Here is a 22,875-nt window from a genome sequence, read left to right as displayed (position 1 = left end):
TGTCGAGCTTTCCCCGAACGAATGGCCGTTAGTACTCACATTCGGAAAAACGCCCCGGATGAGTGGTTGCGGGGGCTGAGGGTCCGTCGTGATTGCGCCATGTGGCACTCTTGCCCGAAGTTCGGGTCCGACAGCGCATACGGGGGCTACCGCGATGAGCGGTGACGGGCAGCAGGAAGAGTCGTTCGACGACGTCTCCGCCGTGGGCGGTGTGGCGGAGAACGGTGGGCTCTCCGCCCGGCAGGTGCCGAGTCAGGCCGGACCGGGCCGGTCGAGCGGTGACGCCGAGGGCGGCACCGTACTGCCGGGTCCGTGGTCGGCATCGGCCGATCCCGGCTCCGGGGCCGACGCCGCGGTGCCGATGCAGCGGGAGGGCGGCAGCACCGGCGCCACCGATGCCTCGGGCGACGCGCCCTCCGACGCCGATCTGATCCGGCAGATGCGGGACGGCGACGACCTCGCGTACGAGGAGCTCTTCCGGCGCCACTCCGACGCGGTGCGGCGCTACGCGCGCAGCTGCTGCCGGGACGCCCACACGGCCGACGACCTGACGGCCGAGGTCTTCGCCCGCACCCTGCAGGCGGTACGCCGCGGCAAGGGGCCCGAGGAGGCCGTACGGGCCTACCTCATGACGGCCGTCCGCCACGTCGGCGCCGCCTGGACCAGGACCGCGAAGCGGGAGCAGCTGGTCGACGACTTCGCGGTGTTCGCCGCGCAGGCGGCCCGGACCTCCCAGGTGTCGGACGCGGACACGCTCGACCTCGGTGCCGATGTGCTGGCGATGCACGAGGCCGATCAGTCGATGGCCATGCAGGCGTTCCGCAGCCTGCCGGAGCGCTGGCAGGCCGTGCTGTGGCACACCACCGTCGAGGAGGAGTCGCCCAGCGAGATCGCCCCGCTCTTCGGGCTGACCGCCAATGCCACGGCAGTGCTGGCCAGCCGGGCCCGTGAGGGCCTCAAGCAGGCCTATCTGCAGGCGCATGTGAGCCAGGCGCTCACCACGGGCGGCGACTGCGCGCGCTACGCCGACCGGCTCGGCGCGTACGCCCGCGGCGGGCTCCGCATGCGGGCCGAGCGCGGCCTGCGCGGGCATCTGGAGGAGTGCTCGAAGTGCCGGCTCGCCGCGGGCGAGCTGGCCCATGTCAACGCCGGGATTCCCGCGCTGCTGCCGGTCGCGGTCATCGGCTGGTTCGCCGCCGGGTACACGCTCAAGGCCGCCGGAGTCGTCGCCGGTGGCGCGGCGGGAGCCGCGGGCGCGGGTGCCGCCGCGGCGGCGTCCGGGGGCGGTTCCACCGGAGGTTCGGCCGGTGGTGCCGCGGCCTCGGAGGGGCTCGGTGCCCCGGCGAAGGCCGGTATCGCGGCCGCGGTCGTCGTGGCCGCGGCGGCCGGACTCGCCTGGGCGCTGGTCGGCGACGACCAGCCGAAGCCCGAGGCCAAGCATGTGGCGAAACCCGCCGTCGTGGCGCCCCCGGCCCCGACACCGCCGCCCGAGCCGAAGCCGCCCGCGCCGAAGCCGTCCGCACCGAAGCCGTCCGCACCTGAGCCCGCTCCGCCGGCTCCGCCCGCGCCCCGGACACCCACACCGCCGCCGTCCCCCGAGCCCGAGCCGACGCCCACCCCGACACCGCCCCCGAAACCCGCTCCCGAGCCGACGCCGCCCGCGCCGACTCCCAAGCCGGAACCGACGCCCACCCCGACGCCGACACCGACCCCGCCGTCTCCCGCGCCGACCGTCTACCAGGTCAGCGAACTCGGATACTCACTCCTGGGCGACCACATCGAACCGGAGGTGGTGCTCGGTGAGAGCAGCTGGGTCTGGCAGCGCTCCGGTGTGTCGGTCGGCGGCACGACGTACGCGCACGGGGTCACCGTCAACAGCAATTCCTCGGTCACCATCCAGCTGAACAAGGAGTGCACGCGGTACGAGGCGATGGTCGGGATCGACGACATGACGATGGGGCTCGGCTCGGTGCGCTTCTCCGTCTTCAACGGCGACGGGGCACGGCTGTGGCAGTCCCCCGTGATGAACGGCAACGACCCGGCCGTGCCGGTGGGCGTCGGTATCGCCGGCCAGGAGCGCATCCGGCTGGTGGTCGAGCGCGCCCGGCACGGTGGCGTCATGGCCCTCGCCGACTGGGCGAACTCGACGATCAGTTGCCGGTGAGCCGGTCCGGGGTGAGGCCGGAGGTGAACCCCGGCGGTTCCGCGTGGGCCGGAGCGTCCGCGCGGCCCAGGAGGTCCTCGCCCCCCGGCGCCTCCGGGAGCTCCTCGGTGATGCGGGTCAGGAGCTCGACGACGTCGTCGAGGGTCAGCGCGCGGCCCGCGGCGCGCTCGGCCTCGTACAGCTGAGGCCCCAGCTCCTCGCGCGCCTGCCGCTCGGCCCCGTCCACCTCGGCCTGTTGCGCCTCGGTCCTGGGGCCGAACAGGCGCCAGCCGTCCGCCGCCGCCAGGATCCGTACCGCGGCCCGGTGGTGGCCCACCTTCGGCAGCACGGCCGCCACGCAGTCCGCCAGATGCCCGGTGACGAGCTCGGCGCACTGCGCGTCCCGTGCCCCGCGGAGTGCCGCCGTCAGGCCGCGCACACCCGCCGCCGGACCACGGCCGGGTCCCGGCTCGTGCACCGCGATCCGGGCGGCCAGCCCCTCGACCACGGCGCTGAAGTGCGACGGCGGGCTGCCCCGCCCGATCGCGTGCGCCGCCTCGGTGACCAACTGCCGTGCCCGATCGATCTCCCCCCGCTCCAGGGCCGCCGTGGCGCGCAGGAAATGGATGTAGGCGCGGGCGTCGTGCACCTGGTAGCGGTCCGCCTCGCGCTCCGCCATGGTCAGGGTCCGCTCGAACTCCGCCATGTCACCGATCCGGTAGGCGAGTTCCGCGAGGCGGGCCAGGAGGAACGGTGCCTCGGCATGCGCGCCGACCTCACGGGCCAGCAGCAGCGCCTCCTCGTACGCCGTCCGGGCCTGCGGGAACCGTCCGCGCATCACGCTCGCCTCCGCGGCCGCGCTCGCCACCTGCGCGCGGATCCAGCGGTCGCCGACGCGGCGGCTGAGCTCGCGCAGTTCCGCGAGATCGGCGTCGACCCCGGGCATGCCGCCCGGCATGTCGACGACCATGTGGGTACGGAACATCAGGGCGAGGCAGTACTCCCAGGCGCCGCCGTGGGTACGGGCGTTGTCGACCACCGAGTCGATCAGCGCGTGCGTCTCGGTGGTCGTCCGGGTCACGAACAGGGCCATCGGCCAGAGCATGCCCGGGAAGCGGGCGGACTGCGGTCCCGAGGACCTGAACGCCTCGGCCACCCGGTCCATCACGGCCCGGAAGCGATCGTCACCGTGGACGGCCTCGGCAGGCCCGGCCTCCACGGCGAGGAAGTACCGCAGCATCTCCAGATGCATGCGCGGCCAGTAGCGGGGATCGTCGGCGTCGGCCGGCTCCGGGCCCAGCGCCACGGCACGTTCGGCCCAGGTGAGGCCCTCGGAGCGGAAGTTGCGCAGCCACCAGAACCACCCCATGCCGAGAACCAGCCGTACGGCCTCCGCCTCGGACGGGCCGGTGACGACGGTCCGGTGGAGGGCGGCCCGGATGTTGTCGAGGTCCGTCTCCAGGCGTTCGATCCAGGGCAGCTGGTCGCCGGAGCGGATGCGGGGCTCGGCCCGCTCGACGAGCGCGAGGAAGTACGCGGTGTGCGCGCTCGCGGCGGCGGCACGTGTCTCCGGGACCTCGGCGGCGCGTTCGGTGGCGTACTCGTGGATGGTCTCCAGGAGGCGGTAGCGCATCTCGCCGGTGGCGGTCGGGGCCGCGACGACGAGGGACTTGTCGACGAGGGCGCCGATCAGGTCGGCGGTGGAGAGCCGGGCGGGGACGGGCCCGCAGGACGCGGCTCCGGCGGGGTCCGCTCCGGGTGTTCCGGGTGTGCCGGCTCCGGGCGTTCCAGGTGCGGGGGCCCCTGGTGTGACGACGGCTTCGGCGGCCCGCAGGTCCCAGCCGCCCGCGAAGACGGAGATCTGCCGCAGCGCCGTGCGTTCGTCCTCGTCCAGCAGGTCCCAGGACCAGTCGACGACGGCACGCAGCGTCTGCTGGCGCGGCAGTACGGTCCGGCTCCCGCCGGTCAGCAGGAGAAAGCGGTCGTCGAGCCGGTCCGCGATCTGACGCGGGCTGAGCATCCGCAGCCGGGCGGCGGCGAGCTCGATGGCGAGCGGCTGCCCGTCGAGCCGTCGGCAGATCTCGGCCACGGCCTCCGCGTCGCGCCCGGACTCCTGCCCGGGGTCGAAGTCGGGGCGTACGGCGCGGGCGCGCTCGGCGAACAGCCGGTGGGCGGGGTCGGCCGGGAGCGGGCCGACGGGGCGTACGGATTCGCCGGGCACGCCGAGGGGTTCGCGGCTGGTGGCGAGGACGCGCAGCTGCGGGCAGTGGGTGAGCAGGGTCTCGGCGAGGGTCGCGGCCGCCTCTATGACGTGCTCGCAGTTGTCCAGGATGAGCAGGAAGGGGCGGATGCGGGAGCAGTGCGCCAGGTGCTCGACGAGAAGGTCGGTCGGGTCGGTGCGCGGCGGCTGTCCGTCGCGGTTGCTGTCACGGAGGAGGGCGGTCTCGCGCAACCCGAGGGCGGAGAGCACGGCTCCGGGTACGTCGACGGGATCGTCCACGGAAGCGAGTTCGGCTATCCAGGCTTCCGGGCCGGCCGGTTGCCCGCCGTGCGCGGCGGCGGCCTCCTCGGCCAGCCGGGTCTTCCCGGAGCCACCGGGGCCGGTGAGGGTGACCAGGCGGGAACGGGTCAGATCGGCGCGTATGGACCGCAGTTCCGGCTCGCGCCCGACGAACGAGGTCAGCCGGGGCCGCAGATTGCCGTGCCCGACGGCGGGGCCGGACGCGTCGAGCGGACGCTGCGGGCGCATCGCCACCGGCCCGGACGGCAGCTGCGGCGGGGCGAGCAACTCCCGGTGCAGCGCGATCAGTTCCGGCCCGGGGTCGGCTCCGAGACCGTCGGCGAGGGCACGGCGGGCGTCCTCGTAGGCGGCCAGCGCGTCGGCCTGACGGCCCTCGGCGCGCAGGGCGCGGATCAGCTGGACGCGGAAGCGTTCGTCGTACGGGTGGGCGGTCGTCAGCTCCATGAGCTCGGGCACCAGGGTCCGGGGCCCCGCGTCCGGGCCCGCGCCGCTGTCCCGTCCCGTCACCGCGCACCGCAGGTCGGCCTCGATGCGGCGTTCCAGCGAGGCCAGGCGGTGGCCTTCGGGGCGCAGGCCGTGGCCGTGGTCCCGGTCGGGCAGATCGGCCAGCGCGGGGCCGCGCCACAGGGCGAGCGCGGTACGGAGAGTGCGTGCCGCGGTCGCGGGGTCGCCGGCGTCGAGCTCCTCGGCCCCCTGGCGGGAGAGCCGCTCGAAGACGTACAGGTCGATCTCCTCGGGCCCGGCCGTCAGGCGGTAGCCCCCCTGGGTACTCGCGACCGCGTCCCTGCCCAGCACCCGGCGCAGCCGGCCCACCAGGGCCTGGAGCGCGGCGGGGGCGTCGTGCGGGGGGTCGGCGGCCCATACGTCGTCGACCAGATCGGCGACGGGGACGGCGCGTCCGGCGCGCAGCGCGAGGGCGGCGAGGAGAGCGCGCAGCCGCGTACCGCTCACGGACAGGGCGGTGCCGTTCTCGTCTCGCGCCTCGGTGACGCCCAGGATCAGATACCGCACCGGGCCATTGTGTCCCGCGCCCGCGGCGAGCGCCCCACGCCTCGGCGCGCGCCGCAGCGGCCGTCGCACCCCCGCGCCTACCGTTGCAGCGTCCGCCTGGCCGGGACGACTCCGCCCGCGACCGCGCGCTGGCGGGGCGCCGCCGTGCCCGTCCAGCAGGTGCCGCGCCGCGACACGAGGCGGCGGAGCCAGAGCTCGGTGGACGCCAGGTGCGCGAGGCCGTCCAGCGGGAGCGGTTCGCCCTCGGAGGCCGCGCGCAGGGCCTTGCGTACGACGCGTGCCTCGACCAGGCCCGCGTCGGCCAGCAGCGGGGCGTCGAAGAGGGCGATCAGCTCCGGGAGGGCGGTGCGCAGACCGGTGCGGGCGGTCGCGTTCGACGTGGCGAGGGAGGGCGTTCCCCAGCCCGGCGGCAGTTCGTGGACACCCGCGCCGGCGAGTACCCGGCGCAGGATCGCGGCGCGGGCACCCGGCTGTACCCGGAGCGATTCGGGGAGCGCGCGGGCGGCGCGTACGACCTGGTTGTCGAGGTACGGGGCGTGCAGCCGCTGGCTGCGGTTCTCGGCGGCCTGCTCCAGGATCCGGTGGTCGGCGGCGTACCGGGCCAGGGCCGCCCTGGCGCGGGCCTCGCCGGGGCGCTGGACGGACACGGGGCGGACGGCCGCCTCCTGGAGCCGGACCGACACCTCGGCGAGCGCCTCCCCGGTGAGCCAGCGGGCGGCGGGGCCGGGCCGTGACCAGGCGAGGGCGGCCAGCGAGGCGTCGGCGGGGGTGTCGAGGTCGGGGGCGTTCCGGTTGGCGTCCGGCAGCCGGTCGGCCGCCGCTTCCAGGCCGGTGCGGTACGAGGTACGGGACAGCCGGCGGGCCGCGCGGTAGACGGTGAGCGGCACGAACAGGGAGTGCGCGCTCGGGCCCTCCGCCTTGGCGAGCGCGGCGACCGGGCGCAGCAGATGGCGTCGGCGACGGTCCATCAGCAGGTCTGCCAGTCGGGCCGGGTGGGCGTCGAGGACCTGCCGGGCGCCGCCGCCGACGAAGTGGTCGGCGCTGCCCGACGCGAGGCGCCGGCGGTGGCGCTCGGCGACGACGAGCGAGGGGGCGGGTTCGTCGGTGAGCGGGCCGCCGCCCAGGTCGGCGTAGGGCAGGGCCTCCTCCCCGGCCGCGACGACCACATGGTGCAGGCGCGGGTTGGCGGCGATGACGCGGGCGCGTTCGAGTTCGTCCTCGTGTCCGTGCGCGGTGAGGTCGTTGAGGGTGACGGCGAGCAGCCGCTCCCCCGCTTCCGCGCGGTGGCCGAGGAGGGTGCCGGGCAGGCCCGGGAGTCCGGCGGCGAGCAGGGCGAGGGTGGCGGAGGCGCTGCCTCCGGACAGGTCGGCGCCGATGCCGGGGACCGGTGCGCCGCGGGCGGCGCGCCGCTCGGCGGGGCCCATGCCGGGGACAGGGCCGGGGTCGGGCGGCAGGGTCTCGGGCGCGTGGCGCGGGGCCAGGAGTCTGGCGCGTACCGCTTCGACCAGCGCGTCGCGTACGCCGTCGACGGCGCTGACCGGGTCGAGCTGGGGTGCGGCGACGGCGAGGGAGGCCACCGCCTCGTAACCGGTGATCTCGCGCGAGCCCTCGCGGAGGATGAGCGCGTGGCCCGGCGGGATGCGTTTCACGCCGGCGTACGGGGTGCCGTCGCGCAGCGCCTCCGGGGTCTCGGGGCAAGCGAGCAGGGCGGCCAGGTGGCCGATGTCCAGCTGGGCCTCGATGAGGTCGGCGAGCGGGAGCGCGGCGGTGGCGTACGCCGTGCCGCCCGCCCAGGGCGTGTAGAAGACGGGGCGGGCACCGGCGAGGTCCCCGATGACGGTGATCCGGCGGCCGATCTGGACGACGGTCGTATAGCTGCCGGGCCAGGAGGTGAGGTGGCGCAGGGCGCCGCCGCGGGCGGCGAGGAGGCCGGAGCGCAGCTGTTCGTCGGTGGCGCTGCAGCAGCCGAGGACGGCCATCCGGGCGGTGGGCGCGCCCTCGGTGGTCTCGACCGTGGTGATCCGGATCTCGTCGGGGCGCCAGTCGCCCACGGCCCAGAGCGGATCGGGATCGCCCCACAGGAGTTGGGAGCCCACGGGGTGCATCGTTCGGCCCTCGTCGCTGGGGCCGACTGCACCGGCCGTGCCGAAGCTCGCGGCGATACTGCTCCACCCCACCAACCAACGCATCGCCGCCTCCACAGGCTGTGGACAAAACGGCGCAGCGGGACGGTAGCGGGAGAACTCCGGTAACGCGCGGCGCCGTTGCGAACATGCTGCCACGACAACGGCGCACAGGAGGGGCTACGTAGGGCGCACGTCGGAAGGGCATGCGCCCCTGGCAAAGGCCGGGCGGAGCGGGAGACCGGCAGGAGGCCGGACCCGGCACGGGCGACTGCGCACCGGGCGGCTCTTGAGGCGCAACGGGGCCGCGCACGGCCCGCACCGGACACCCCGCTCGTCAACTGACCTACGCACCGGGCGTGTTGAGTTCCCCGTACGGGCCGGATCAACCGGCCGAAATCCAGCCACCCGGGAATCGCCCAGGGGCCGTCCGCGAGCCGTCGAGGGGCGACTGCCGGACGGTCGGCGAGATGTCCGCGAAACGGACGGCCCAACCTCGGGCGACCGACGACATTCGGCCATTCTCAGAGCAGGTCGCAACCACGCGCCGGTCAACTCACCGCATCAGAAGTCCACTTTCGCCCCACTTGATTCCCAGAATCCTCCCGAATGCCTCCTGGGGCCCCGGGCGGCCACGACCGGCCTCCACCGGGACCGCCGACGCACAGTCCGGGAGGCGTCCTCCACCTCCCGGACCGGTCCGCCGCCTGCGGGGAATGAGGCGGCAGTGTCCCCCAGCCCACTGAGTTCTGTGCAGTGGGCCGACCCACGCAGCACCCATGGAAACGCTTCCGAAACGGCCGGACGAGAGCGCACGGCCGGGCGCACGGCCACACACCAGGAGCACGTACGGGGCTGCGCGCGCGGGTGCCGGCACCACGTACGAACAGGGCTTCCACGTGCTGTTCCCGTGCGCCGTCGAGCGGCTTCGCGGGCCCGGTCCACCCTGCGTCCGGACCGCTCGCGGATCCTCTCCGAACCGCCTTTGGCCGGCGCCCGGTCCGCGCCCCTGCCGCCGCCCGTGTCGGCACGGACAACAATCCCGCCATACGGACGTCTGCCCCTTAACGGTAGGGATGCGGCGAACTACGCTGGGTTTACTGAGGTTCTCTGCAGGAGGCATATTCCTCGGGGCTCGGCCATATGCGTGTGCGGCCGGAGTGCCGGGGTCCGTCGCTGGGGAGGACACGGTACGAATGCCGCGCGCCGCAACGGTGACGCGGCGGCTGTCTGTGTGTCGAGGGGTGGCGCATGTCCAGGGAGCAACGCGGACCGAACGAGAAGCTCGGAACCGTTCTCGCCCTCGCGGGAATCAGCAATGCCGGGCTCGCCCGGCGGGTCAACGACCTCGGGGCGCAGCGCGGTCTGACACTTCGGTACGACAAGACCTCGGTGGCCCGGTGGGTCGCCAAGGGCATGGTGCCGCAGGGCGCCGCGCCCCATCTCATCGCCGCGGCGATCGGCGCCAAGCTCGGCCGGCCGGTCCCGCTGCACGAGATCGGGCTCGCGGACGCCGATCCGGCGCCGGAGGTCGGGCTGGCCTTCCCGCGCGACGTGGGCGAGGCGGTCCGCTCGGCGACCGAGCTCTACCGGCTGGATCTGGCCGGGCGGCGGGCGGGCGGCGGGGGGATCTGGCAGTCGCTCGCGGGTTCGTTCTCGGTGAGCGCGTACGCGACCCCCGCGTCCCGCTGGCTGATATCCCCCGCCGACGCGACGGTGGCACGGGACGCGACGGCGATCGGAGCGACCGCCCTCGACACCCGGGGCGCACGGGGCGCACAGGGCGGTGCGGGGGCGCAGGACCCGTCGGGCAGGGCGGCGGGGGCCACGGAGCCGGTGCCTGTCACTCCCCCGGCGTCCGGGGCCCGGCCGGCCCCCGGCGACCGGGCCGTACCGACCGCACAGGCGGCCCGGACGGCGCTCGGCACCCTGGGAGCACTGGGCACACGGCAGGCGCCCTCCATCCCCGCCCAGCCACGCCCCGAATCCGCGCCTGCGGCCCCGCCCGCCCCCGTCACCGCCCCCAGCGACATCTCCCCGCTGCGGGTGGGCCACAGCGATGTCTCCAAGCTGCGGGAGGCGGCCCAGGACGCCCGGCGCTGGGACTCCAAGTACGGCGGCGGGGACTGGCGCTCCTCCATGGTTCCGGAGTGTTTACGGGTGGACGCGGCACCGCTGCTGCTCGGCTCGTACAGCGACGAGGTCGGCCGGGCGCTCTTCGGCGCGGCCGCCGAGCTGACCAGGCTCGCCGGGTGGATGGCCTTCGACACCGGCCAGCAGGAGGCCGCACAGCGCTACTACATCCAGGCGCTGCGCCTGGCGCGGGCGGCGGCCGACGTGCCGCTGGGCGGCTATGTCCTCGCGTCGATGTCGCTGCAGGCCACCTACCGGGGCTTCGCCGACGAAGGGGTCGACCTCGCGCAGGCCGCCGTCGAACGCAACCGGGGCCTCGCCACGGCCCGCACCATGAGCTTCTTCCGCCTGGTGGAGGCCCGTGCCCACGCCAAGGCGAACGACGCGGCCGCCGCGGGCTCCGCGCTGAAGGCCGCCGAGGGCTGGCTGGAGCGCTCCAGGGACGGCGACGGGGACCCGTCCTGGCTTGGCTTCTACTCGTACGACAGGTTCGCGGCCGACGCGGCGGAGTGCCACCTCGATCTCAAGGCGCCCCGGCAGGTTCGGCGCTTCACCGAGCAGGCGCTGTCCAGGCCCACCGAGGAGTTCGTCCGCTCGCACGGGCTGCGGCTGGTGGTGTCGGCGGTGGCCGAGCTGGAGTCGGGCAATCTGGACGCCGCCTGCGCCGCGGGCACCCGGGCGGTGGAGGTGGCGGGCCGCATCTCCTCGGCGCGGACCACGGAGTACGTACGGGATCTGCTGCACCGGCTCGAACCGTACGGGCACGAGCCGCGCGTCGCCGAGCTGCGCGAACGGGCCAGGCCGCTCCTGGTGGCGCCCGCGTAGACGGAATCCGACGTGCCGGGAGCCGGGCCGTAAAGATTCGGCGCCACGCTGGGCCGCACTGGTTTGAGTGCGTTGTCAGTGGGCCAGTGCACTATCGGGGTGGGAGGTGGCGTGATGATGACGCACGCGGCGTACGACTGCGACGTGCTGGTGATCGGCGGCGGGATCGTCGGTCTGTCGACGGCCTACGCGATCACGCGCACCGCTCCGGGCACCCGGGTGACGGTCCTGGAGAAGGAGCCGGGCCCGGCCCGGCACCAGACCGGACGCAACAGCGGAGTGATCCACAGCGGCATCTACTACCGCCCCGGCTCGCTCAAGGCCCGCTACGCGGTGCGCGGTGCCGCCGAGATGGTCGACTTCTGCGCCGAACACGGCATCGCGCACGCGGTGACCGGCAAGCTGATCGTCGCGACCGAGCGGTCCGAGCTGCCCCGGCTGCACGCCCTGGTCCAGCGCGGCCGGCAGCACGGGCTGCCGGTGCGCGAGCTGGGCCCCGCCCAGATCACCGAGTACGAACCCCGGGTCAGCGGCCTCGCCGCGATCCGGGTCGGGTCGACCGGGGTGTGCGACTTCGCGGCGGTCGCGGCCCGCTTCGCCACCGAGGTGAGCGGCGCCGGCGGAGTGATCCGCTACGGGGCGGAGGTCACCGCGATCGACCGGCGCCCCTGGGGCGTGGCGGTGCGCACGGCGGACGGCGTGGTGGTGCGGGCCCGGGCGCTGGTCAACTGCGCGGGGCTGCACTGCGACCGGGTGGCGCGGCTCGCGGGCGACGACCCGGGGATGCGGATCGTGCCGTTCCGCGGGGAGTACTACGAGCTGGCGCGGCCGGAGCTGGTGCGCGGCCTGGTCTATCCGGTGCCCGATCCGGCGTTCCCGTTCCTGGGGGTCCATCTGACCCGGGGCCACGACGGCAGCGTCCACGTCGGGCCGAACGCGGTGCCGGCGCTGGCCCGCGAGGGGTACGGCTGGCCGGTCGTGCGCCCGCGCGAGCTGGCGGACACCCTGGCCTGGCCCGGCACCTGGCGGATCGCGCGCAGACACTGGCGGTACGGGGCGGGCGAGGTGCGCCGCTCGCTGTCGAAGCACGCGTTCACCCAGGCCGTGCGGCGGCTGCTGCCCGAGGTGACGGAGGCCGATCTGAGACCGGCCCCGGCGGGGGTGAGGGCCCAGGCCGTGCTGCGGGACGGCACCCTGGTGGACGACTTCCTGATCCGCGAGGCCCCGCACACCGTCCACGTGCTGAACGCGCCGTCGCCCGCCGCCACGGCCTCGCTGCCCATCGGGCGGGAGGTGGCACGCAGGGCGCTGCTCCGGGCACGGGAGACGGGGTGGAGGCCGCCCGCCGTAGAATCGGGGCATTGTGTCTGAGCCCATGAACCCCTCCGAGAGTCTCCCCGGGAAGACCTCCGAGAACCTCTCCTCGCCCGCTGCCGGAAATCCGTCCGCCGCCGGGATTCCCTCGGCTGCCGGGATTCCGGACGCCGCCGGCATTCCGGACGATCTGCGCGCCGCCTCCTTCGAGCGGCAGCGCCGGCTGCGCCAGGAGCCGCGCTTCCCGGGCGGGCCCGCCATCGACCCGGCCGGTTCGCACCACGAGCGCCGGATCCGCAGCTTCCAGCCGCGCCGCAGCCGTGTCACGCCCGGCCAGGAGGACGCCCTGCTGCGGCTCTGGCCGAAGTGGGGCCTGGACATCGACGGGCAGCGCGTCCTGGATCTGCCCGAGCTCTTCGACGGGCTCCCGGTCGTGCTGGAGATCGGCTTCGGGATGGGCGAGGCCACCGCGCAGATGGCCGCCGCCGACCCGGGCACGGGCATCCTCGCCGTCGATGTGCACACCCCCGGCCAGGGCAATCTGCTCGGTCTCGCCGACCGCAACGGCCTGTCCAACGTCCGGGTGGCCAACGGCGACGCGATCATCCTCCTGCGCGAGATGCTGAAGCCGGAGTCGCTGGACGGGCTGCGGGTGTACTTCCCCGACCCGTGGCCCAAGAAGCGCCACCACAAGCGGCGGCTGATCCAGCCGGAGTTCCTCGATCTGGTGGCACAGCGGCTGAAGCCGGGCGCGGTGATCCACTGCGCGACCGACTGGGAGCCGTACGCCGAGCAGATGCTGGAGGTGCTGACCGCGCACCCCCTCTTCGAGAACACCGTGGCGGACGGCGGCTACGCGCCCCGCCCCGCGTTCCGGCCGCTGACCCGGTTCGAGGGGCAGGGCCTGGACAAGGGCCATGTCGTGCACGACCTGCTCTTCGCCCGCAGCTGAGACGCGGGCGCGGCCCGGGTGACCGTGGCGGGGCCCCGGGCGCCCCATGGTCAGGTGTCAGTGCCGCTGGTTAGGGTCATCGCGTGGTGTCCGACGGGTCTGTCCAGCAACAGCAGTCGCAGCCGGCCGTCCCGCTCCTCGAGGAGCAGCGGGTCGGCGAGATTCTGGCTGCCGTGCCGGAGCGCCGGCACTGGCGCTACCGGCCGCGCCGCGTCGGCATGGTGTGGCGCAGCCGGACGTTCCGCGTCGCGGCCGTCTTCACGGTGCTCGCGCTCTGCGGTCTGGCGATCCTGGCCCTGGTCCGTGACCAGACGGGCACCCACGGCTTCCTCGTGGGCCTCGGTCTCGCCGTGCTGCCCGTGCCGCTCCTGATGGCGGCGTTCCGCTGGCTGGACCGGGTCGATCCGGGCCCCTGGCGGAATGTGCTGTTCGCCTTCGCCTGGGGTGCGTTCGCCGCCGCCCTGGTCGCGATCCTCGCGAATTCGTTCGCCACCCGCTGGATAGCCACGGCCACCGCCGACCCGTCGAACGCCGACACCCTCGGTGCCACGGTCATAGCGCCGGTCGTCGAGGAGAGCGCCAAGGCCGCCGCGGTCCTGCTGATCTTCCTGTTCCGAAGACGGGAGTTCACCGGGATCGTCGACGGCGTCGTGATCGCCGGGATCACCGCGAGCGGCTTCGCCTTCACCGAGAACATCCTCTACCTCGGCAACGCCTTCGGCGAGGATCAGCAGATCGGCACCTCGGGCGTCGTGTCGGTGACGGCCGCGACGTTCTTCGTGCGGGCGGTGATGTCACCGTTCGCGCACCCGCTCTTCACGGTGCTGACCGGCATAGGCTTCGGACTCGCCGCGGCCGCCCCACGGCGCCGGCGCATCCGCCGGATCGTGCTGCCGCTGCTCGGGCTCGTCCTGGCCATGGGCATGCATTCGCTGTGGAACGGTTCGGCGGTCTTCAGCCCCTACGGCTTCTACGCCGTGTACGGGGTGTTCATGGTCCCGGTCTTCGGCCTGGTGACCTGGCTGGCGATCTGGTCGCGCGTGCGGGAGCTGCGTACGCTCTCGGCCGAGCTGCCCGCCTACGCGGCGGCCGGCTGGCTGACCCCGGCGGAGCCGCTCGCCCTCTCCTCGATGCGGGCCCGCGGACTGGCCCGCGACGCGGCCCGCCGACGGTACGCGGTCGGGACCCGGGGAACCTGGCAGAGCCCGTACGGCCCCGTCCCCGCCCCCGTGCCCTCCGCCCGAGCCAAGGCCGCGGCGAAGGCCCACGGGAAGGCGGCGGCCCGGGCCGTCGCCGAGTACGAGTCGTTCGCGACCTCGCTGGCCTCGCTGCGTCTGCAGGCCCGCCGAGGTACGGCCGGCCCGGACTTCGCCGAGCGCGAGCTGGAGCTGCTGCACCACCTCTGGCAACGCAGGGAGGTGGCAGCCCCCGCCCTGGACTACGCGGCCCAGGCGACGGGCCGCCTGCGCCCCGCGTACCCGCCGCCCCCGTGGCCGGCCCCGGCACCGCACCCGCAGTACGGCGGACACCGCAACGGCCCCGGCCCCGGCCCCGGCTACAACCCGTACCTGCTGCCGCGGCAGCAGCCACCGCGGTAGGCCCTGTCGTCAGGCGGATGCCTCGGTGAGCTCGGCCAGCTGCTGCTCGGTCAGCGAGAGGTCCGCGACGGCCACCAGCGCGGGCAGCTGCTCGACCGTGCGGGCCGAGGCGATCGGGGCGGCCACGGTCGGCCGGGAGGCGAGCCAGGCCAGGGCGACGGTCGCGATCTGCGCGTCCTGCTCCTGGGCGACCTTGTCCAGGGCTGCCAGGACCTTCTGTCCCCGCTCCGATTCCCGGTACTCGCTGACGCGCTCGGCCCGCGCGCTCTCCACCGTGACGCCCGGACGGTACTTGCCGGTGAGGAAGCCGGAGGCCAGGGCGAAGTACGGCACGGCGGCGAGCCCGGCGCGGGCGGCCGTGTCCTGGAGTTCGCCCTCGTACGTGTCGCGGGAGACCAGGTTGTAGTGCGGCTGCAGGGCGACGTAGCGGGCCAGCCCCTCACGCTCCGAGAAGTCCAGGGAGGCACGGAGCCGCTCGGGGCTGATGTTGGAGGCGGCGATCTCCCGGACCTTGCCCTCCTTCACCAGCTGGTCGAGGGCGGTGATGATGTCCTCGACCGGGACGGTCTCGTCGTCGAAGTGCGTGTAGTACAGGTCGATGTGGTCCGTGCCGAGCCGGCGCAGCGAGGCCTCGGCCGCGGCCTTGATGGTGGCGGGCGCGAGCCCCCGGTACGAGGGGTGGGTGGAGACCTTGGTGGCGACGACGACGGAATCGCGGTCGGAGCGGGAGGCGAGCCACTTGCCGATGACCGTCTCCGACTCGCCGCCCTCGTTGCCCGGAACCCACGCGGAGTAGCCGTCGGCGGTGTCGATGAAGTTGCCTCCGGCTGCCGTGTAGGCGTCCAGCACGGCGAACGACTGTGCCTCGTCGGCGGTCCAGCCGAAGACGTTGCCGCCGAGGGCGAGCGGGAATACCTGAAGGTCGGAGGAGCCCAGCCTGCGAAGAGAAGTCATGAGTGGATCAACGAATTCCCGTGCGTCCACTATTCCGGATTCCAGCATTCGGGTGAGTCGGCCGTCGCGGCCGGCTCACCCTCCGCGCGCCCGCCCTCCGTGCCCTGTCGACAGACCGGCAGCCCTGACGTCGGGGGGTGAGCGTCAGGGCTGCCGGGGTTCATCGGGGCGGGCGTCGCCTCAGGGGTTGAGGCCCTTGCCGCGGAGCCAGGCCATCGGGTCGATGCCCGTGCCGTCGGCGGTGTGGACCTCCAGGTGGAGGTGCGGGCCGGTCACGTTGCCGGTCGCGCCGACCCGGCCGATCGTCTCGCCGGTGGTGACCTTCTGGCCGACGCTGACGCCGATCGAGGACTGGTGGCAGAACCACAGCTCCGTGCCGTCGTCGAGCTCCAGCACCGTGCGGTAGCCGTACGAACCGGACCAGCCGGCCGACTTGACCGTGCCGCCGTGGATGGCCTTGATCGGGGTGCCGGTCGGAGCCGCGAAGTCGAGGCCGGTGTGGTAGCCGGAGGACCACATCGAACCGGCCTGACCGAAGGTCGAGGTGATGGTGTACGAGGAGGTCGGGATGGCGTAGCTGGCGGCGAGCTTGGCGAGCCGCAGGGCTTCCGCCTTCTTCTTGGCCTCCTCCTCCGCCTTCTTCTTCTCGGCGGCCGCCTTGGCCTCGGCCTCGTCCTGCTGCTTCTTGGCCTCGGCGGCGGCCTTCTCCGCGGCTTCCTTCTCCTGGGCCGCCTTGGCCTCGGCGTCGGCGGCGTCCTGCTGCTGCTCGGCCTGCTGGAGGATGCGGGCGCGGAGCGCCTCGCCCGCGTCCGTCGTGCCCTGCTCGACCTCGGCGGTGGTGATGCCGGCGGTGGTGAGCGGGGCGTCGGCCGCCGCGACCTCGGCCTTGTCCGCCTCGGACCCGTCGGAGAACAGGGAGCCCACGCCGGGAAGCGACTTGGCGTCGGGGAGGTTGTCCGTGATGGCGTCGGGCACGGAGATGGAGACCGGGGGCTTGCCCTGCGCGGTGGCCATGCCCCCCGCGCCGACCGCCGCTATGACGCCGACACCCAGCACCGTGGAGCTGCGGGCGAGTCCGTTGCGCTGCTTGGCGACGCGGTGCCTGCCGCGCACCGGGCGAACCGATTCCTCAGTGGGGTTCCACTCGTCCCGACTGCGTTCCGGCTCAACGCTGTTGCCGTCGGTGCGGAGGTCGCCGCCGAACTCTCCGGTGAACTCGGCGCCGTAGCCGGTGCCGTAGTCGGGATCGAACCGGGACGGGGCCTCGGGGGCAGGCTTGTTGGACGCCACGGGGGCGCACTCCTTTCCTTCCTTCTCGCCTACCGGGTTAGCTGACGGGTTCGGAGCAGGAAGGTCTCCTACGGGCCCCTCCGTCTCTCACGAGACACAGGTGTCCGATTCACCCCATGTAGGTGGTTCCCCGGTTCCCTTGCGGAATTCGGCGCTCGCGCACGGTGCCGCCACTGACGACGGCTGGGACGACCGCGCTGCGTTATCGAACGTTAATAGACACCGGGGCCGTATTCCAAGCTGTTCCCACTGATCGTTCACGTCTTTGGCCTGGACTTTACGGGACACAAGTGGTTGCAATCGGGCGAGTTGACCGCCCTTCAGCCACTACCCTGTTTCTGACGTTGCGTCAAACGTTATGCGGAGCGGCGCCTTTCGATTACGCACGGTGGCATCGCGCGCTCCGCCCCTCGCACCTTCTCCACGCGCCGTCCCTCACTTCGCCCCCGACGTCGTGCCCGACGCCTTCTCCGCGCCGACGATCCGCACGGTCCTGCGCCGGTCCGGCTGCCCCTGCCCGGGACGTACGACCGCGAGCAACGCCATGTCGTCGGTCGTCTCGCCCCCCGTGTGCAGGCGTACGTCATCGGTCAGCGCGGACAGCAGCTCCTCGGGCCCCGGGAAGATCCGCCCGCGCAGCCGGGCCGCCGGGTCGTAGAACACCCCCTCGGTGTCCCGCGCCTCGGAGAGCCCGTCCGTGTAGAGGAGCAGGGTCGTCCCGGCCGGCAGATCCCACTCGTCCGTCCGCTCCGGCCACACCCCCAGGGACATCCCGAGCGGCAGCGCCGGCACGGAGGGCTTGAGCACCTCCAGCGCGCCGTCCGGGTGCAGCAGGATCGGCTCGGGGTGACCGCGGTTGACGATCCGCACCCGGGACAGCCCGGACGGGATCTCGGCCAGCACGGCGGTGATGAAGCCTTCGAGCACGTCGAGCCCGCCCCGCCGCGCCTCCTCCCGGGCCAGCGCCCGCTCCAGCCGCCCCGCCACCCCCGCCAGCGAGGACTCCTGCTCGGCCGCCTCGCGGAACGCCCCGATGGCCACGGCCACCGTCTCCACCGTTTCGAGCCCCTTCCCCCGCACGTCCCCGACCACCAGCCGCACCCCCCACGGGGTGTCCGACACCGCGAACAGATCACCGCCGACGAACTCGTCCGCCTGCGCCGCCTCGTACCGGGCCGCGACCTGCAGTCCGCCGATCCGGTCGGCCGGCTGCGGCAGCACCGCGCGCATGGCCGTCTCCGCGATGAACCGCGCCGAGGCCAGCTGTTCGTTGCTGCGCCGTACGACCCCGTTGATCACCACCGCGAGGACCGAGACGGTGGCCAGGGTGAGCAGCTCGATCAACGGCACGACCTGCGGCAGCGTATTGCTGTACAGCCGCAGCGCGATGTCGGCCAGCATCGAGGCCACAGCGGTGCGGATGGTGCTGGCCAGCGAGAAGAAGGGGGCGGCGATCAGCGGAGCGGCCACGAACAACGGAATGGCGGTGAAGGTGTCCGGGGTGAGGGCGTCGAACAACAGCCCGCCGAGAATCATCAGGGCGGGCAGCGCGCGCACGAACTGCCGGGTACCGCCCCCGGCGTGCCGGCCGCGACGCTTCTCCCGCTTCCACACCTGTGGTCTCCTGCCCGGTACGCGCGCGGCTGCGGACGGCACCGCGCCCCACCCCAGGCTCACCGGAGCGGACAGGGACGGCGACTCCGCATCGGCCATTGGGGGGACGCGCGAAGCGGCGCGGCGCGAAACGAATCAGGCCCGGCACGCTGCATGCGTGCCGGGCCTGATTCTCTGAGTAGCGGGGACAGGATTTGAACCTGCGACCTCTGGGTTATGAGCCCAGCGAGCTACCGAGCTGCTCCACCCCGCGTCGGTGAACACAACTCTACGGCATCTCCGGCGCTCTTTTGACCACTCGGGTTCGCCGGTCCCTCACCCCGGCCGGTTCAGGACGGATTCGTCCCGGAGATGCGGGGCGCGGAAGCGGCCTTCCCGTCGACCGCCGGCTGCTTCATCGGGTTCGCGCCGCGCTGCAGCGCGTGAAGGATCGCCAGCCCCTGGCCGACGACGCCCGCCGCCATCTCGTTGACACCGTTGGTGCCGTTGAGGACGGTGAGGTCGGCACCGGACATGCCCCGGGCGGCCGCGTCGGCCAGGGCGGGCAGGTTCTCCACGATGCGGTTGGCCGCGATGAGTTCCTGGTTGCCGTCACGCAGCGAGGCGGCACGCGCACTGTTGGCGTCCGCCTGGGCCTGGGCGAGGGTCCGCTCCGTGTAGGCGCTGCCGTCGGCCTCGAACTTCACCCGGTCACGGGCCGCCTCCGCCAGGGTGCGCTGCCGGTAGGCCTCGGCGTCCGCGGGGCGCCGGACCTCCGCCTCCAGCCGTTGCGCGGCGAGCGCGGCCTGCCGCTCGGCGAGTGCGGTCTGCTCCTCGATGACCTCGTGCGAGGCCCTGGCCTGGGCGAGCGGCCCGGCCTGGGCGGCGCGGGCGTTGTACTGCTCGGTCTCGGCGAGGAAGCCTGCCCGCTTGATCGCGGTGTCGCGTTCGTACTCCGCCTTGAGCGCGGCGGCCTGCTGCTCGCGCTGGCTGGCTTCCTGGTCGGCCTTGGCCTCGGCGATCCGGGCCTGGCTGGCGACCGCGGCGGCGTGCGGGGCCGCGAGGTTCTTGATGTAGCCGGTGGCGTCGTCGATCTCCTGGATCTGGAGGGCGTCCACGACGATGCCGAGCTTCTCCATCTCGCCGTGGCTGCCCGCGATGACCTCCTGGGAGACCCGGTTGCGCTCGCGGATGATCTGCTCCACGGTCAGCCCGCCGACGATGGAACGCAGGTGCCCGGCGAAGATCCGCCCGACGAGCTCCTCCATCTGCTCCTGCTCGGTCAGGAAACGGCGGGCCGCGTTGGCGATGGACACGGCGTCGTCGCCGACCTTGAAGACGGCCACGGCCCGGACGTTGAGGCGGATGCCCTGCTGCGTCACGCAGTCCTCGGTGATCTCCGCCTCGCGCAGCGCCAGGGAGAGCATGCGCGCCTTCTGCTTGACCGGGAGGACGAAACTGCCGTGCCCGGTGACGATCCGGAACTGGGTGTCCAGGGTCTGTCCCTTGGAACCGGATATGAGCATCGCCTCGTTGGGGGCGGGAACGTGCCAGAAGAACATCGGAAGACTCCTGCCGTATGTCCTGCTTCCATGGGTACGTCGCTGCTTCGGCTCAGGACGGCAGGCGTTCCACGATCACGCCGCGCGCCGAGACCGAGTCGACGACAACGACGCGTGCGTCCCTGTCGATCGACGTCGCCGACCATGCGGTGTAGGCCTCGGACCCACCCCGTACGGCCACCAGTACTTCGCCCGGCCCACCGGACGGAATCGGCACGGTCACACGGCCGATCGCCCCGACCGGGCTGCGGGCGGACTCATCTGCCCTGTGCATGCACCACCGCCTCGATGTTTCCACGGTACTCCGCACCTACCGTCGCAGAAGACCTCATAACAGCCCAGAACGACAACAAGCGAGCGTCTATATGTGATGGTATGACTGGTTTACCCGTCACCTGCCGTCGCGATGAACTCGCGCCGACCGAGGAGCGATCCGTGGACGACTACACGTTGCTCGACCTCTTCTGGACCATGCTCTGGTTCTTCCTCTGGGTCATGTGGCTGTTCCTGCTGTTCAAGGTCATCACGGACATCTTCCGCAGCCACGACCTCAGCGGCTGGGGCAAGGCGGGCTGGCTGATCGTGACGCTGCTGCTGCCGTACATCGGCGTGCTGGTGTACGTGATCGTGCGCGGCAAGTCCATGAGCAAGCGGGACATCAAGGAGGCCCAGGAACGCGACGCGGCCTTCAAGGCGTACGTGCGCGAAGCCGCCGGCACCTCCGACGCGGGCGGCGGCGACGCCACGAAGAAGGGCAGCCACGTCGACGACCTGGCGAAGCTCGCCGAACTCAGGGACCGGGGTGCCATCACGGACGAGGAGTACCAGCGGGCGAAGACGAAGCTCCTCGTCTGACCGGCCCCGTCCCCGCGCGGCGCGTATCCCCCGCTCCGCGCGGTCCGGCGGACTGGCAGGGCCCCAGGACCCCGAGGAGGCTTGAGACATCGGCCACGGCGGGAGGCCGAGGGGCGGCGCCCCCATCTCGGAGCGCGAGGAGATGGCCCGGCCATGAACGGCACCACGCTCAAGGACCTGGACGCGATGCGGAAGGCGCTGCGCGGCCCCGTCATCGGCCCGCAGGACCCGGAGTACCGCCGGGCCCGCACCGTCTACAACGCCATGATCGACAAGCGTCCGGCGGCGGTGGTGCGCTGCACCGACACGGCGGACGTCATGGCGGCGGTCGATTTCGTCCGGGACGAGGGTCTCGCGTTCGCGGTCCGGGGCGGCGGGCACAGCGGCGCGGGCCTGTGCCTGGTCGACGACGGCATCATCATCGACCTCTCGCCGATGCGCTGGGCGCACATCGACCCCGGCGCACGGACCGCCACGGTCGGCGGCGGCACCACCCTCGGCGACCTCGACCACGCCGCCCACGCGTTCCGGCTGGCCACACCCTCCGGAATCCTGTCGTCCACCGGCGTCGGCGGCCTCACCCTGGGCGGCGGCCACGGCCACCTCACCCGCAGATACGGCCTGACCATCGACAATCTGCTGGCCGCGGACGTGGTCCTGGCGGACGGCACCACGGTGACGGCCGACGGCACCAGCCACCCCGACCTCTTCTGGGCGCTGCGCGGCGGTGGCGGGAACTTCGGCGTCGTCACCTCCTTCACCTTCCGGCTGCACCCGGTGGACACCGTGGGCGTCGCCCTCACCGTCTGGCCGGTCGACCGGATCAAGGACGTACTGCGCTGGTACCGCGACTTCCTGCCGCAGGCACCCCAGGACCTGAACGGCTTCTTCGCCGCGCTCACCGTGCCGTCCGGCCCGCCGTTCCCGGAGGAGATCCACGGCCAGAGGATGTGCGGTGTGGTGTGGTGCTGGACGGGCGACCCCGAACTCCTCGGAGCCACCCTCGGACCCGTCGAGGATCCCGGCCCGCCCGCCTTCCACTTCATGGCTCCGATGCCCTACACCGCCCTGCAGTCCCTGTTCGACGAACTGCTCCCCGCCGGTCTCCAGTGGTACTGGCGGGGCAACTTCTTCGACCGGATCACCGACGACGCCATCGACGTACACGCGAAGTACGCCGAGAACCTCCCCACCACCCTGTCGACCACGCACCTGTACCCGGTCGACGCGGCCGCCCACCGGCCCGGCCCGGACGACACGGCCTGGGCCTACCGGGACGCGGTCTGGTCCGGCGTCATCGCCGGCATCGACCCGGACCCGGACAACGCCGCGAAGCTCAGGCAGTGGTGCGTCGACTACTGGGAGGAGCTGCACCCGTACTCCATGGGCGGTACGTACGTGAACTTCATCGGCGCGGGCGAGACCCCGGACCGGGTGCGCGCCACCTACCGCGACCACTACGACCGCCTCGCGGCCGTCAAGCGGACCTACGACCCGCACAACTTCTTCCGCGCCAACCAGAACATCGAGCCGGCCGCCTGACCGGCGCGTACCGGGCGGGTCCGCGGGAACACCACCCCGGGAAAAGGCGTCCGCATCATCCGATCGGCCGACCCGGCCGTCCTCCGTCGAGGGCCGGGAACGGAGCCCGCAGGTCGACCGGTGCGGGCCGGATGCGGTTCGAGGATGGACGCAGAGCGGGAAACGCAGAGCTTCCCGAACCTGCCGAGCCCCTGGCCGAACCCGAGGAGTCGTTCACCATGAAGAAGCTGTCGCTGCGCGCCCGTGTCCTGACCGGCGCCGTCGCCGCCGCCGCCGTCGCCGGTACGTTCCAGGTCGCCTCCGCCAGTGCCTCCGCCCCGGCCGCCGCGCCCGCAGCCGCCGTCAAGGCCGACGCCGCGAACCGCAACCTCCAGCAGACCACCCACCTGACGCTGGCCGCCGCGACCAAGGCCGCCCAGGCGACGCTGGACGCCGCGAAGAAGGAGAACCAGCGCGTCT

The 22,875-nt window shown here is 73.2% G+C and carries 14 protein-coding genes, 1 tRNA gene, 1 pseudogene and 1 riboswitch; of the genes and pseudogenes, 8 read left to right on the top strand and 8 right to left on the bottom strand.

The annotated features are described in order from the left end of the window. Positions 1 to 154: 154 nt before the first annotated feature. Entirely contained in the window at positions 155 to 2,164 is a 2,010-nt protein-coding gene (locus ACWCPY_RS39305; protein ID WP_451273389.1) for a sigma-70 family RNA polymerase sigma factor, read from the top strand. Here the strand turns inward: ACWCPY_RS39305 and ACWCPY_RS39300 are convergent. Both ACWCPY_RS39300 and ACWCPY_RS39295 read right to left on the bottom strand, forming a co-directional pair. Then, positions 2,151 to 5,675, bottom strand: coding sequence for an ATP-binding protein (locus tag ACWCPY_RS39300; protein ID WP_451273387.1), 3,525 nt, complete (start codon positions 5,673 to 5,675; stop codon positions 2,151 to 2,153). The two genes, ACWCPY_RS39305 and ACWCPY_RS39300, sit on opposite strands and share 14 nt — an antisense overlap. A 77-nt stretch (positions 5,676 to 5,752) precedes the next feature. After that, positions 5,753 to 7,864: an asparagine synthase-related protein gene (locus ACWCPY_RS39295; protein ID WP_451273385.1), complete on the bottom strand. Its 2,112-nt coding sequence runs from the start codon at positions 7,862 to 7,864 to the stop codon at positions 5,753 to 5,755. 1,185 nt (positions 7,865 to 9,049) lie between these two features. On the opposite strand from ACWCPY_RS39295, the gene ACWCPY_RS39290 reads away from it, so the two are divergent. From ACWCPY_RS39290 to ACWCPY_RS39275, 4 genes are all read left to right on the top strand, one after another. Beyond that, the gene (locus tag ACWCPY_RS39290; protein ID WP_451273383.1) at positions 9,050 to 10,756 is read left to right on the top strand and encodes a sporulation protein; all 1,707 of its coding nucleotides are present in this window, start codon (positions 9,050 to 9,052) and stop codon (positions 10,754 to 10,756) included. Between the two features lie 114 nt (positions 10,757 to 10,870). Further along, on the top strand, positions 10,871 to 12,127 hold the full coding sequence (gene lhgO, locus ACWCPY_RS39285; protein ID WP_451273381.1) for an L-2-hydroxyglutarate oxidase: 1,257 nt from the start codon (positions 10,871 to 10,873) through the stop codon (positions 12,125 to 12,127). A 4-nt stretch (positions 12,128 to 12,131) separates the two neighbouring features. Continuing rightward, positions 12,132 to 13,022 (top strand): tRNA (guanosine(46)-N7)-methyltransferase TrmB, encoded by an 891-nt coding sequence (gene trmB, locus ACWCPY_RS39280; protein WP_451273399.1) that lies wholly within the window; start codon positions 12,132 to 12,134, stop codon positions 13,020 to 13,022. Between the two features lie 86 nt (positions 13,023 to 13,108). Continuing rightward, complete coding sequence (locus ACWCPY_RS39275; RefSeq protein ID WP_451273397.1) at positions 13,109 to 14,620, top strand: PrsW family intramembrane metalloprotease; 1,512 nt, start codon at positions 13,109 to 13,111, stop codon at positions 14,618 to 14,620. A gap of 9 nt (positions 14,621 to 14,629) precedes the next feature. Here ACWCPY_RS39275 and ACWCPY_RS39270 read toward each other — a convergent pair whose 3' ends face one another. The 6 genes from ACWCPY_RS39270 to ACWCPY_RS39245 all read right to left on the bottom strand — a co-directional run bounded on the left by ACWCPY_RS39270 (position 14,630) and on the right by ACWCPY_RS39245 (position 20,293). Further along, entirely contained in the window at positions 14,630 to 15,574 is a 945-nt protein-coding gene (locus ACWCPY_RS39270) for an aldo/keto reductase (protein ID WP_451273379.1), read from the bottom strand. Positions 15,575 to 15,754: 180 nt separating this feature from the next. Then, positions 15,755 to 16,864: a M23 family metallopeptidase gene (locus tag ACWCPY_RS39265; RefSeq protein ID WP_451273377.1), complete on the bottom strand. Its 1,110-nt coding sequence runs from the start codon at positions 16,862 to 16,864 to the stop codon at positions 15,755 to 15,757. A gap of 11 nt (positions 16,865 to 16,875) precedes the next feature. After that, positions 16,876 to 17,028, bottom strand: a riboswitch (cyclic di-AMP (ydaO/yuaA leader). Between the two features lie 271 nt (positions 17,029 to 17,299). Then, positions 17,300 to 18,478 carry a PP2C family protein-serine/threonine phosphatase gene (locus ACWCPY_RS39260; protein WP_451273375.1) on the bottom strand — a complete coding sequence of 393 codons (1,179 nt, stop codon included), beginning with the start codon at positions 18,476 to 18,478 and terminating at the stop codon, positions 17,300 to 17,302. 179 nt (positions 18,479 to 18,657) lie between these two features. Then, a tRNA-Met gene (locus tag ACWCPY_RS39255) sits at positions 18,658 to 18,731 on the bottom strand. Positions 18,732 to 18,807: 76 nt separating this feature from the next. Further along, positions 18,808 to 20,019: an SPFH domain-containing protein gene (locus tag ACWCPY_RS39250; RefSeq protein WP_451273373.1), complete on the bottom strand. Its 1,212-nt coding sequence runs from the start codon at positions 20,017 to 20,019 to the stop codon at positions 18,808 to 18,810. 52 nt (positions 20,020 to 20,071) lie between these two features. Beyond that, positions 20,072 to 20,293, bottom strand: coding sequence for a hypothetical protein (locus ACWCPY_RS39245; protein WP_451273371.1), 222 nt, complete (start codon positions 20,291 to 20,293; stop codon positions 20,072 to 20,074). Positions 20,294 to 20,454: 161 nt separating this feature from the next. Between ACWCPY_RS39245 and ACWCPY_RS39240 the strand changes: the two genes are divergently transcribed. The 3 genes and pseudogenes from ACWCPY_RS39240 to ACWCPY_RS39230 all read left to right on the top strand — a co-directional run. After that, positions 20,455 to 20,874, top strand: a complete 420-nt coding sequence (locus ACWCPY_RS39240; protein ID WP_451273369.1) for an SHOCT domain-containing protein — start codon at positions 20,455 to 20,457, stop codon at positions 20,872 to 20,874. Positions 20,875 to 21,027: 153 nt separating this feature from the next. Continuing rightward, on the top strand, positions 21,028 to 22,416 hold the full coding sequence (locus ACWCPY_RS39235) for an FAD-binding oxidoreductase (protein WP_451273367.1): 1,389 nt from the start codon (positions 21,028 to 21,030) through the stop codon (positions 22,414 to 22,416). Positions 22,417 to 22,634: 218 nt separating this feature from the next. After that, positions 22,635 to 22,875: pseudogene (locus ACWCPY_RS39230) on the top strand (heme-binding protein); the annotation flags it as partial.

The sequence above is a fragment of the Streptomyces sp. NPDC002403 genome (assembly GCF_053593015.1).
The sequence above is the reverse complement of the archived record's forward strand: the minus strand, read 5'-3'. Positions and strand labels throughout refer to the sequence as shown.